This window comes from Thalassobaculum salexigens DSM 19539, from assembly GCF_000423805.1.
GTDB classification, from domain to species: Bacteria; Pseudomonadota; Alphaproteobacteria; order Thalassobaculales; family Thalassobaculaceae; genus Thalassobaculum; species Thalassobaculum litoreum.
Genome location: NZ_AUIR01000012.1, coordinates 438,709 through 450,952 on the forward strand (window position 1 = coordinate 438,709; position 12,244 = coordinate 450,952).

Genomic DNA, 12,244 nt, shown 5'->3' on the forward strand with positions numbered 1-12,244 from the left:
ACAGCGACGGTATGCCTCTACCGCCGGCGCTTCAATGTCGGCGTCCCTGTGTGTGCGTGCGGCCGCTGGCCGCGCCGGCGCCCGATCCTGACGGCAAGAACCGGGAAGCCTTGCGGCCGGTGCCGACCTAGGGTGCGCTCCGCCTGACCTTCGGAGACCCCGTATGCCCCCCGCCGATACCCGCATGACCAGCCTCGACTGGCTGCTGCTGATCGCCCTGTCCCTGCTCTGGGGCTGCTCGTTCCTGTTCGGCCGGGTCGCCGTGGCGGAGGTGCCGCCGCTCACCCTGGTCCTCGCCCGTGTCGGGGTCGCCGCCATCGCGCTGCATCTTGTTTTGCGCGTCATCGGCATCCGCTTCGCGCCAGAGGCCGGGCGCTGGCGCGACTACGCGGTGATGGGTCTGCTGAACAATCTGGTGCCGTTCGGTCTGATCTTCTTCGGCCAGCTCGAGATCGGCGCCGGTCTCGCCGCCGTGATCAACGGCATGACCCCGTTCTGGTCGGCGTTGATCGCTCGAGCGTCGGGCGTGGAGCGGCTGGCCCTGCGCAAGGCTGTCGGCGTGATCCTGGGTTTCGCCGGACTGGCCGTCACCGTCGGTCCTGCCGCGCTGGACGGGTTGGACGCGCCGCTGATCGCCCAGATCGCCGTGGTCGGGGCGACGATCTCCTACGGCGCGGCCAGCGTCTTCGGTCGGCGCTTCGCCGGCCAGGCGCCGCTGGTGACGGCCACCGGCCAGCTTTCGGCAAGCACGCTGCTGGTCCTGCCCCTGGCCCTGATCGTCGACACGCCGTGGCTGCTGCCGACCCCGAGCCCGGCGGCGCTGGGCGCGATGCTGGGCATCGCCCTGATCAGCACGGCCCTGGCCTATATCCTATTCTTCCGGGTGCTCGCCAGCGCCGGGGCGACCAATGTCGCCCTGGTCACCCTGCTCATCCCGGTCAGCGCCATCGCCCTGGGGGCGGTGGTGCTGGGCGAGACCGTCGAGGCGCGGCAGATCGGCGGCATGGCGATGATCGCCCTCGGCCTTGCGGTCATCGACGGACGGCTGCTCGCATTCTGCCGGACAGGCAGGCGGTCCGGGGTTGATGACCGGCCGATCATGCCCAGGTGAAAGGGACTGGCAACAGCGACCACCAACCAAAAGAAGGAGGACGCAATGGCCCAGTTACATGACCGCTACAAGGCCGCACCGTTTGGAGATGCGGACACGTGGCGCATCAGCGACACCCGGACCGGCGCGCTCATATCCGTCGTGAAGGGGTCGGAGAATCTCAAACGGCGTCTCGCCCAGTTGAACGGCGAAGATACGGTTCGCCAGGGCGCGGTCGCCCAGCCTGAGCGGGTCTGACGGCCGCCAGACTGTCCCTCTGCCCGGGAGCCTGACCGGGGCTCCCGGGTTCTTCGGTTGACTTAGCCGCGGCTGCGTCAGCGTTTGCCGAGTCAGCGTTTGCCGAGTCAGCGTTTGCCGTCGAGAACCGCCTGCACGCCCTCGCGGCTCTCCTCGATATGCACGCCGGCCCGCTCGGTCTGAAGCTGCAGCACGGCGCGGGAATCCAACGCGTCCCAGCCGCGGTTGCGGGCCTCGGTCATCTCCTCCAGCACCAGATTGATCAGCCGCATCGGCACCGCGTTGTCCCGGCCCATCTGACAGGCCAGGGACACGTCCTTATGCGCCAGCTTCAAGGCGAAGGACGGCGGGTCGTAGGTGTTCAGCAGGAACTGCTCGCCCAGACTGTCGAAAGTCCGCTGACGGCCCCGCGCGCCCTGGCGGATCGCGCTCCACAGGGCCAGCGGCTCGACGCCGGCCTTCACCCCGGCGGTGAAGGCCTCCACCAGGGCCACCTGGACCGCATAGCCGACGCTGTTATGCACCAGCTTCGCCGTCGACCCCGCACCGACCTCGCCGATATAGGCCACCTGGTCGCCCAGCGCGTCGAGCACCCGGCGGTGGGCGTCGAACGTCGCCTTCTCGCCGCCGACCCAGATCGCCAGCTTGCCGGAGGCCGCCCCCTTGGGCCCGCCGCTGACCGGGGCGTCGAGGAAGCTGATCCCCTTCTCCGCCAGAGCGGCGTGCACCTTGCGCACCGATGTCGGCGCATTGGTCGACAGGTCGAAGACCACGCCGCCTGGCTTCATGCCCGCCGCGATCCCCGTCTCCGGATCGAGCGCCACCGCCTCCACCTCGGGCGGGCCCGGCAGCGAGGTCAGGATCACATCCGCCGCCTCGGCCACCGCCTTGGGCGTGTCGGCCCATTCGGCGCCGGCCGCCAGTTGGCTCTCCGCCGCCTCGCGCCGCATGTCGCAGACCACCACCTTGAACTGCGCCTTGATCAGGTTGGTGGCGAAATGTCCGCCCATCAGGCCGAGACCGATAAATCCGACTTTCATCTCTGTTTCCTCGCTCCCTCGGGATTCGATTTTTTATTGGCCGACGGGGAGCGTAGAGCAGCGCGGAGCCGGGCGGGAGCCGCGGAGTGCGCTCATTGCCTCACTGGATGAAACGGTGCATGCCGCCATCGACGGGAATGACGCAGCCGGTGATGTAGTCGGCCAGCGGCGAGCACAGGAAGGCGACCAGATTGCCGAACTCCTCCGGCTCGCCGAACCGGCCGGCCGGAATGTTGGCGTCGATGAAGGCCTTGCGGCTTTCCTCGGTCGGGTGCAGCCGGTTCATGATCTGCTCGCTCACGATCCGCCCCGGCGGCAGGCAGTTCACGGTGATGCCCTCCGGTGCGAGGTCGCGCGACATGCCCTTGGCCCAGGCATGGGTCGCGGCACAACCGGCGAGCCCGGCATTGGTGGTGGTCGGCTCCAGAATGCCGGTGACGTGGATGATCCGTCCCCAGCCATGGGCCCGCAGCTCGGGCAGGAACGCGGTGGTCAGGCGCCGGCCCATGGTGAACTTGAGCATCATCGCCTCGTCCCAGGCGCTGTCCGGCGCGTCCACCGGCACGGTGCGCGAGGAGCCGGCGTTGTTGATCAGAATGTCCAGGCGCCCATGCGCCTTCAGCACCGCCGCGCGCACCGCCGCCGGCCCGTCATCCGCCATGAGGTCGGCCTCGATCACGGTCGGCGCCGGCGCACCAGATGCGGCGCCGACAGCGGCGAGTTCGGCCGCGAGGTCCTCCAGCCGGTCCCGCCGCCGGGCGGTCAGGGCCAGGGTCGCCCCTTCCGCCGCCAACACCCGCGCGATACCGGCACCGATGCCGGCACTCGCTCCGGTGACGAGGGCAACCTTGCCCGCCAGCTTGAGATCCATGCTCCGTCCTCCCTCGCCCCCGAACGGATCGAGGGTACTATTGAATGCAAAATTTTCTCCGGGTGCGGGCAATTCCTGTCATCTCATGCAGGCATATGCAATTCATGACATGATTTAAGGCTAAGATTTGTTTACTATCCGTCTTCGGGAGTTGGGGGAGCAAGAATCGCTCCGCCGAAACATCAGATGCGAGCATAGAAATGTTCGGCGGAACAACCTTCGAGATCCTCGCACTACGCGAGGGCCGTTGGATAATTGAGGCCACGGCCAAGCACCAGGAGGTGGCTCAGGCGGAGGCGGCTAAGATACTGAGCCGCGCCGGAATCCTGGGTGTCCGGGTCATCAAGGAAGCCAAGGGCTCGATCGACCGGCTTAAGCCGGAAGACATCCTGTTTGAAAAGATGAAGCCGAAGACCGAGGAAAAGGTCTTCATTCAGGACGTGGACGACGCCCCGCTCTGCCACGCGCCGAGCGACCTGTTCGTCGGCGAGGCCCGGGCGACCATCAACCGGCTGTTCCGCAATTACCTCGACAAGAACAACCTCACCGCCACCGAGGTGATGCACGCACCCCGCGAGTTGAAGCGTCTGCTCGACGAGGGCACGCTGCTGTTCTCGGCGGTCGGCAAGGTCTCCACCTTCCAGGTCCGCAAGATGGAGGACGCGACCGTCAACCAGCGGCGGGACGTGCTGTTCGATTTCATCAGCAAGATCCAGGCCCGGGCAAACAACGCCGCCGAGCAGCGCCTGCCGCGCATCCGGGTGGACGGGTTCAACGAGGTGCTGGACGGCATCATCGCCAACGCCCCGAAGGAGCATGTCTCCTACCTGATCCGCTACGTCATGTCGGTGGAACTGATCGAGAACCGCAGCTTCCTCGGCAAGTTCGGCCAGCTCATGGAATGGGGCTGGAAGGCGCAGACGCCCCAGGCGATGGAGGCCATCGACATCTTCGTGTCAGACACGCTCTATAATACGGACGTGCTGCGCGACATGATCGGCAATCCGCGCGAGCTCGGCACCGCGCTGGTCACCCTGCTCTGCGTCGCCGAAGGGCGTCCGCTGGTCGAGGAGGAGGAGGACGAGGAGCCGGTCGAGCTGACGCCGGAGCATCAGGACTTCTCGAACAGCACCTTCATCCGCCTGATCGCCGCCGGCAAGCTGCCGGAGAGCAAGCAGGTGCTCGTCGACCGGGTGCGCCGCCAGCTCGAGGGTCTCAGCCCGCTGACCCGCGGCGACCGCGAGGAGGAGCGCGAGGTGTTCGTCGGCCTGCTGGACAAGCTGATCCCCGATATCGACATCATCGGCGGCCCCTCCATGGCCCAGGCCATGACCGCGCGCCAGTCGACCATCATCAACAAGGGCGGCAACAAGGGCATGCGCGAGGCGGCGGAGACCATGCTGCCGGCGCTGGGCGACCCGGGACGGGCGACCGGCTATCTGCTGGCGATGATGGACAGCGAGATCGGCCAGACCGTGCTGCGCAACGACCTGGAGACCCTGCTCGACAAGCTGCTGGTCCATTCCCAGACCATCAACCATCTGATCCGCGACAAGCTGCCGCCGAACAAGAAGATGGCGAAGGTCACCTCGATCTATCACCACATCCAGAAATCCAACCTGCCGGAGCAGCGCAAGGCGGCGCTGACCGATCGGCTGGACGAGCTGCTGGTGTCCTACATCACCGAGGGCAAGATCCTCGACAAGCTCGACAATCCGGAAAAGCCGCTGCACGTGCGCGCCTTCATGCTGGTCAGCATGGTGCAGCCGGAGATGCTGCCGAAGGGCAAGGCGTCGAACCTGGCGCGCAACATCATCGTGGGGCACCTGCGCCGGCCGAATTTTGAGGACGAACTGGTCGCCGGCATCCCCGATCCGAGCGAGAAGGCCAAGACCCTGCGGAAGTTCCACGAGCAGCTGCACCGCTGCGGGTTCTTCGGGTGAGGGTCGGCTGAGGCGGTCGTCGCCAAACTCCCGTCATCCTGAATAGCGCTGGCGCGCTTTCAGGAAGACGGGGACGGTGCGTGATACCCCGGTGCGCGTGGCTTACGTGAACTCCGCCTCGATCTCGTCGGCGAAGTCGCCCCATTCGTCCTCGTCGGCCACCTGGGTCGGGGCCGTCGCACGCGCTTCCTCGATCATCGCCTCCAGCAGCCGGTCGAACTCGTCCCAGGCCTCCGCCCGGCGGGTCGCCTTGGACGCGGCCCAGGCGGCGGCGAGGCCGGTGGATCGGGCCGCATGGGTCCGGGCCGCCGCCGCGCGCGCCGCCTCGCCGGCGGCCGCCGCCTGCGGCTCGTCCGAGAGAACCGCCTCGCGCGATGCCTGCCGCGCGGCACCGCGGGCGGCCACCCGCAGGTTGTCGTTGCCGGTCTCCAGGAAACGGCGGACCTCGTCGGGCATGTCCCAGAACCCGGCCACGTCGAGCGCCACCTTGCGGGCGAAGGCGCGCAGCACCTCATCGCCGTCGAGGCGCCACACGATGGTCCGCGCGCCGCAGACGAACTTGTCCGACTGCCGCTCGCCGACGTCGTCGCACTCGACCCGGCAGATGGTGTTGCCCGGCGCGAATTTCAGCGCGTCGAGCACCCGTTCCGACGCATGCAGCCCGCCCTCGCACAGGCTGACCGGCCCGTCATGGGTCAGCCGCTCGCCGTCGGCCGGCACCGGACGGCCGTCCTTCAGGGTCTCGTCGACAAAATGCCAAGCCAACACGCGGGCCCCCGTCGTGGTCTCCAGTGACTGTTCCCGCGATGGTACAATGGCCCGCGCCCTCCGCAGAAGCCGATTCCGCAGGGCGAGTCCGAAACGGGCCCACAAACGGGTAGGCAAACCATCGCCGATATGGAACGATTGAGCACTTAGATTTCAAGGCCTTGGTTGAACTCGGGAAGACGGCCGGCGGATGCCCAAAGTACTGATCGTCGATGACTCGAAGCTTGTTCGGCTCACGATCAAGAACATCCTGGCGCGTGCCGAGGGGTTCGAGGTCGTCGGCGAGGCGGAGAACGGCCGCGAGGGCGTGGACATGGCCCGCGAGCTGTCGCCGGACGTGGTCACCCTGGATATCGAGATGCCCGTCATGGACGGGATCGAGTGCCTGCGGCGGCTGAAGATCCTGTCGCCGGCCAAGGTCATCGTGCTGTCCTCCCTCACCCATCCGGCCTCGCCGAAAGCGGTGGAGGCCCGGCTGGTCGGCGCCGACGCGGTGATCGGCAAGCCGTCCGGCTCGGTCAGCAAGGACGTGGACGCGTCCGGCGGCGGCCTACTGGTCGACACCATCAACCGGCTGCTGACCCCCGTCCCTGCGGGAGCGGCGCCATGAACGCGGTGGTGGGCGGCGGCAAGCCGGGCGGCAGCCAGGAACGCATCCCGGTCCTGCTCTTCATGTCCGACGGCCGTCGCTTCGGCATCCCGCTGGCCCGGGTGCGCGAGGTCGTCGAGATCGAGCGGATGGAGCCGATCGAAGGCGACTCCGAGGATTACATCGGCGTCATGGTTCTGCGCGACGAGCCGATTCCCCTGGTGGTGATGCGGCTGCATCCGCGCGAGGAGGAACTCGACCTCGCCATGTGCATCGTCCTGCAGCGCGGCAGCGCGGTGATCGGGCTGGCGGTCGAGCGCATCCTGGGCATCCGCGATTTCGGCCCGGCCAAGCCGATGCACGGGCTGGTCGCCGGCAACGAGGTGCAGCACGCCTTCCTCGACGAGAAGGGCGAGCTGGTGCAGGCGGTCGATGCGGATCGCTGGTTCAACGCCCAGAGCGCCCTGCCCCTGCTCGCCGACCAGCGTGCCGTCGCCGAGCGCGCCGATCCGGACGAGATCCGGGTCCGCCAGCGGCCGAAATACATGGCGATCACGGTCGGCGGCCAGCTCTTCGCCATCGACAGCAGCATCGTGGAGCGGGCCATCGACGATATCGACACCGCCCCTCTGCCCCGGCGGCCGGGCGTGAAGATCGACTCCGTCATCGAGGTCAGCGGCAACATCCTGCCGGTGCTGCGCCTGACCGAGGACGGGTTCGAGAACCAGTCGATCCACATCATCGTCAGCCATTTCGACCAGAAATGGGCGATCGCCACCGAGGGCGTGCTCGGCATTGTCGACGACGAGAGCCCGCCGGGTCCCGCCGACGAGGAAGGACAGGCCCGGGTGATCACCCATAAGGGCACCTTCCACGAGGTGGTCGACCTGACCGGACTGATCGCCTCCCATGTGCCGGAGTTCCACCGGGGCGGCGACCGCAGCGTGGCCCTCACATGAGCGGGTTCGACGACAATTCGGAGATGTGGGAGCTGTTCGAGCAGGAGAGCGAGGATTACCTCGCACAGCTCGAGGCCAACCTGTCCGGCTCGACCGCCGATCTGGAGAATCCGGACATCATGGGTGCGCTGTTCCGCGCCATCCATTCGCTGAAGGGGGTGTCGGCGTCGCTCGGCCTGACCGGGATGGAGACGGTCGCCCACGCGGCCGAAGACCTGCTCGACATGTTCCGCAACGGCGAGGCCCGGCCGAACGAGGCGTCGCGCGAGCTGCTGCTGCAGTCGGCCGACGCCCTGGTCGATCTGCGCGAGGCCTGCCTGGAGAGCCGCAGCGACGTCGCCGGGAATGCCGGCCTGATCGCCGCCCTGAAACAGGCCAAGGCGCAACTGAAGAGCGGGGGCGAGGTGACCGCCGCGGCCCAGCCGGGTCCGGCCGTCGCCGCCGCACCGCCGCCGCCCGCCGTCCCGACGCAGGCTCCCATCGCCGAAGCGCCGCCCGCCTACGACCCGCCGGAGCCCGAACCGGAACCGGAGGAAGAGACCGCCGCCGCTACGCAGAGCCGCATGGCGATCCAGGTCTCGCAGAAGCCGGCGAACGACGACGAGGCGGAGTTCCAGCCCGGCACCGTGCAGCCGTTCAACGCGGTGGTCACCGCCGAGCTCGGCCAGTTGGCCGAGGCGCTGGAGAACCCGGCGATGGACTCCCTGGACAGCCAGGCCATCGTGTCTTCCATGCTGGCGATCCGCGAGGCGGCGAACGATGTCGGGTATCTCGGCATCGCCGGCGTGCTGGGCGACATCCTCGGCGTTCTGGAGGGCGACCAGTCGGGCGACCGCACCGCCCTGATCCGCGCCCTGTGCATCTTCATCCACCGCCTGCGGGTGCTGTCGGAACTGGCGGATGCCGGCATCGCCATGGACGACGTGGACGATTCCATGGCGCCGCACATCTCGCGCGAGGCCCGCGCGGTGGTCGACAGGCTGTCGATCCGCGGAGGCGCGTCTGCCGACTGGGAACTGGTCGGCATCCTCGCCCGCGCGCTCGGCGTGTTCCGGATCTCCGCCCTGGCCCGCCTGGCCAGCGAACTGACGCTGATGGAGGCCTGGACCGAGCGTTCCGGCGCCCTGGAGGTGGCCGACGAGATCCGCCGAGAGAGCGAGGTGATCGGCATCGAGGGACTGACCGTCTCCTCCCTCGACATGCCGCGCGAGACCTATGACCGGCTGCGCGACGAGCTGGCCCTGCTGCTCACCGGCGCGGGTGCCGCCGTCGCCGAGCTGCGCAAGGTGTTGGGCGACGACCTGTTCGACAGCATGTCCCCCGCCGCCCGCAACGAGGCGGTGGAGTTCCTGGAGCAGCCGGGCGCCCGTCTCGTGCAGGTCCAGGTCATGGTCCCGGACGGCGCCCCGGCCAGCGGCGAGATTCTCGGTCTGCTCTATCGCCAGCAGGTGATCTCCAACCGCGTGCTGGTCGATATCGACCCGGACCTCTACCAATTCCTGATCGGCGTGACCGGCGACGACGCGCCGGTGGAAGCCTCGGTGCGCACCCTCGACACCAGCGGCGATGTGCTGCGCGCCTGGACGGTGCTGGTGATCGGCGACAAGGCGGCCACCGCCTCCGCGCCGACGGCCCCTGCGGCACCGCCGCCCGCCGCCGAAGCGCCGACACCGCCGGCCGCCGAGACCGACGGCCATGTGCTGTTCGTCGACGACAGCTCCTGGGACTCGGCCCTGCAGTCCGGCTGGTCGCCGGAGCAGCAGGAGGGTTTCGCAGCGCCGTTCGGCGACAGCCCGGCCCCACCGCCACAGCCTGCCCCGAAGCCCGCCCCGGCGCAGCCCCGCGCCGCGACCCCGCCACAATCCGATCCGCCGCCATCCGCTTCGTCTCGGACCCCCGACGCCGCCCCCGCAGCGCCACCGGCGAGACCCGCCGAAAGACCTGCCGAACCGCCGGCCACTGCCGCCGATGGCAGCGTGCCGGCCGAACGCGGCGAGGCCTCGCCGTCCCGCAGCACGAGCGCCGGCGTTCCCGGCAGTGCCGGGGGCAGCTCCCTGCGGGTCTCCTCCGCGCTGATCGACAGCTACCTCGACACGGTGGCCGAGTTGCGGCTCAGCCTGTCCCGGCTGGACCAGGGCGCCTCGGAGGCCGGGTTCGGCGCCACGGCGGCCGAGCTGCGTTCGCTGGCGGGCCAGATCGACGACCGCAAGGCCGAGCGGCTCTACGCCGCCGCCGCCCGGATCGACGATGCCGGCAAGGTCTTCGCCAACCAGATCGCCCGGGCCGAAGTCACCCTGCGCATGCTGCATTCGGTCACCCTCGACCTGCGGGTGGTGCCGATAAGTATCGTGTTCGGCCGCATGCCGCGCCTGGTGCGCGACCTCGCCCGTTCGCTCGGCAAGCAGGTGACGCTGGAGATCGACGACGGCGACATCCAGATCGACAAATCCATGGTCGACGCCCTGATGGAGCCCATGGTCCACATGATCCGCAACGCCATGGATCATGGGATCGAGGGCCCGCAGGAGCGGCTGGACGCCGGCAAGCCGGAGAAGGCGACGCTGACCCTTCGGGCCACTCAGCACGGCAATGTGGCGCAGATCATGATCGCCGAGGACGGGCGCGGGCTGAACACCAACCGCATCCGCAACAAGGCGCTGGAAAAAGGCCTGATCACCGAGCAGGACGCCGCCCGCATGACCGAGCGGGAGATCCACCGGCAGATTTTTGCTCCAGGCTTCTCCACGGCCGCGGCGGTGACCGAGACCTCGGGCCGGGGTGTGGGCATGGACGTGGTGCTGACCACCCTGCGGCGGCTCGGCGGCGCCATCGACATCGACAGCGAGGACGGCGAAGGCACCCGCTTCTACCTCAGCTTCCCGGTCTCCGCCGCCCTGCAGCGCATCGTCGTGGTCAGCGACGGCACCCGCGACCTCGGCCTGCCGGAACGCGCCATCATCGAGGTCATCGAGGTCGACCGGAAGCAGATCCAGACCGTGGGCGAGCGCGCCGGCATCCAGCACCGCGACGGCTTCCTCACCGTGCGGGCGATCGAGACCATGCTGGGCTGGGAAACGCCGGAGGTGGCGGTCGACCAGCAGGCCTTCCCGGTCGTCATCATCGGCACGCCCCAGCGCCGCATCGGCGTGGCGGTGCACCGGGTGAAGCGGCGCCAGGAAGTGTTCATGAAGGAACTGCACCCGGCCCTGAACTCGGTCGACGTGCTGGCCGGGGCGACGGTGATGGGCGAAGGCCAGCCACTGCTGGTGCTCGACCCGGAGACGCTGATCGCCATCGCAGGGGGGTAGAGAGAGGCGGCGTTTTACTCCGCCGCCTGACGCTCCTCGGGGTCCGGGCGCTTTTCGCGCATGGTGACGAATTCCTCGGCCGCGGTCGGGTGGATGCCGATGGTGCGGTCGAAGTCCTTCTTGGTCGCGCCCATCTTCACCGCGATCGCCACGCCCTGGATGATCTCCGGACTGTCGAGCCCGACCATGTGGGCGCCGACCACCTTCTGGCTGGCCCGGTCGACCACCAGCTTCATCAGGCCGCGTTCGGTGTTCTCGGTCAGCGTGTATTTCATCGGCCGGAAACCGGACACGTAGATGTCCAGCGCGCCGTACTTCTCGCGCGCCGCCTCCTCGGTCAGGCCGACGGTGCCGATCGGCGGCTGGCTGAACACCGCGCTGGCCACGTTCTCGTGGTCCGGCGACATCGGGTTGTCGTTGAACTCGGTCTCCGCGAAACAGGTCCCCTCGGCCAGCGCCACCGGGGTCAGGTTGATCCGGTCGGTCACGTCGCCGATCGCCCAGATGGAGGGGATGTTGGTGCGGGAGTATTCGTCCACCTTCACCGCGCCGTTCCTGTCCATCTCGACACCGACCTCCTCCAGGCCGATGCCCTTGGTGTTCGGATGGCGGCCGGTGGCGTACATCACCGCGTCGACCTCCAGGGTCTCGCCATCGGTCAGATGAACGAGATAGCTGTCCCCGGCCTTCTCGATCCGCGACGGCAGGGTCTCGCAATGCAGGTGGATGCCCTTCTTCGCCATCTCCTCGTCCAGGGCGGTGCGGACATCCTCGTCGAAGCCGCGCAGCACCTTGGGCGCGCGGTAGATCAGATGGGTGTCGCTGCCGTAGCCGTGGAAGATGCCGGCGAACTCGACGGCGATGAAACCGCTGCCCACGATGGCGATCCGCTCCGGCCGCTGCGGCAGCTCCAGCGCCTCGTTGGAGGTGATGGCGTGCTCGATGCCCGGCACGTCCGGCAGGCTCGGCCAGCCGCCGGTGGCGATGAGAATGCGTTCGGCGGTGTAGCGCTTGCCGGCGACCTCCACCGTGTGGGGATCGACGATCTTGCCCTTGCCGTCGAGCACGTCGTTGCCCGCACCGCTGAGCAGCTTCAGGTAGATGCCGTGGAGCCGGTCGAGCTCCTTCTCCTTGGTGGCGATCAGCGCCGACCAGTCATGGCTCACGCCCTCCACGGACCAGCCGTAGCCGCGCATGTCCTCGATCTCATGCGGCAGGTGCGAGCCGTAGACCAGCAGCTTCTTGGGCACGCAGCCGCGCAGCACGCAGGTACCGCCGACGCGCAGTTCCTCGACGACGGCGACCTTGGCGCCGTAGCGCCCGGCCATGCGCGAGGCGCGCACCCCGCCGGAGCCGCCGCCGATGGTGATCAGGTCGTAATCGTAGCCGGCCATCGCCGTTCTCCCGCCTCAGTCCGA

Annotated in this window: 10 protein-coding genes; 6 read left to right on the forward strand and 4 right to left on the reverse strand. The window is 68.5% G+C overall.

Going from position 1 to position 12,244, the window contains the following annotated elements; translation table 11 throughout:
* The first annotated feature begins 163 nt into the window (after nucleotides 1-163).
* Both G578_RS0102030 and G578_RS0102035 read left to right on the forward strand, forming a co-directional pair.
* Nucleotides 164-1,111 (forward strand): DMT family transporter, encoded by a 948-nt coding sequence (locus G578_RS0102030; protein ID WP_038013055.1) that lies wholly within the window; start codon nucleotides 164-166, stop codon nucleotides 1,109-1,111.
* A gap of 45 nt (nucleotides 1,112-1,156) precedes the next feature.
* Nucleotides 1,157-1,348: a hypothetical protein gene (locus tag G578_RS0102035; protein WP_028792830.1), complete on the forward strand. Its 192-nt coding sequence runs from the start codon at nucleotides 1,157-1,159 to the stop codon at nucleotides 1,346-1,348.
* Nucleotides 1,349-1,455: 107 nt separating this feature from the next.
* Here G578_RS0102035 and G578_RS0102040 read toward each other — a convergent pair whose 3' ends face one another.
* Together G578_RS0102040 and G578_RS0102045 are read right to left on the reverse strand one after the other, a co-directional pair.
* Nucleotides 1,456-2,418, reverse strand: coding sequence for an NAD(P)-dependent oxidoreductase (locus G578_RS0102040; RefSeq protein ID WP_281169150.1), 963 nt, complete (start codon nucleotides 2,416-2,418; stop codon nucleotides 1,456-1,458).
* A gap of 70 nt (nucleotides 2,419-2,488) precedes the next feature.
* Nucleotides 2,489-3,259 (reverse strand): SDR family oxidoreductase, encoded by a 771-nt coding sequence (locus tag G578_RS0102045; protein WP_028792832.1) that lies wholly within the window; start codon nucleotides 3,257-3,259, stop codon nucleotides 2,489-2,491.
* A 200-nt stretch (nucleotides 3,260-3,459) separates the two neighbouring features.
* Between G578_RS0102045 and G578_RS0102050 the strand changes: the two genes are divergently transcribed.
* On the forward strand, nucleotides 3,460-5,202 hold the full coding sequence (locus tag G578_RS0102050) for a hypothetical protein (RefSeq protein ID WP_028792833.1): 1,743 nt from the start codon (nucleotides 3,460-3,462) through the stop codon (nucleotides 5,200-5,202).
* 102 nt (nucleotides 5,203-5,304) lie between these two features.
* Here G578_RS0102050 and G578_RS0102055 read toward each other — a convergent pair whose 3' ends face one another.
* On the reverse strand, nucleotides 5,305-5,967 hold the full coding sequence (locus G578_RS0102055; protein WP_028792834.1) for a DUF7666 domain-containing protein: 663 nt from the start codon (nucleotides 5,965-5,967) through the stop codon (nucleotides 5,305-5,307).
* A 193-nt stretch (nucleotides 5,968-6,160) separates the two neighbouring features.
* Here G578_RS0102055 and G578_RS0102060 point away from each other — a divergent pair, with 193 nt between their 5' ends.
* From G578_RS0102060 to G578_RS30275, 3 genes are read left to right on the forward strand one after another with little or no spacing between them, the layout of a single operon-like run.
* Entirely contained in the window at nucleotides 6,161-6,580 is a 420-nt protein-coding gene (locus G578_RS0102060) for a response regulator (RefSeq protein ID WP_028792835.1), read from the forward strand.
* Nucleotides 6,577-7,518, forward strand: coding sequence for a chemotaxis protein CheW (locus G578_RS0102065; protein ID WP_028792836.1), 942 nt, complete (start codon nucleotides 6,577-6,579; stop codon nucleotides 7,516-7,518). The genes G578_RS0102060 and G578_RS0102065 overlap by 4 nt, the downstream gene beginning before the upstream one ends.
* Nucleotides 7,515-10,826: a chemotaxis protein CheA gene (locus G578_RS30275; RefSeq protein WP_038013059.1), complete on the forward strand. Its 3,312-nt coding sequence runs from the start codon at nucleotides 7,515-7,517 to the stop codon at nucleotides 10,824-10,826. Before G578_RS0102065 ends, G578_RS30275 begins: the two co-directional genes overlap by 4 nt.
* Before the next feature lie 14 nt (nucleotides 10,827-10,840).
* Here G578_RS30275 and gor read toward each other — a convergent pair whose 3' ends face one another.
* Nucleotides 10,841-12,220 (reverse strand): glutathione-disulfide reductase, encoded by a 1,380-nt coding sequence (gor, locus tag G578_RS0102075; RefSeq protein WP_028792837.1) that lies wholly within the window; start codon nucleotides 12,218-12,220, stop codon nucleotides 10,841-10,843.
* Between the last annotated feature and the right edge of the window lie 24 nt (nucleotides 12,221-12,244).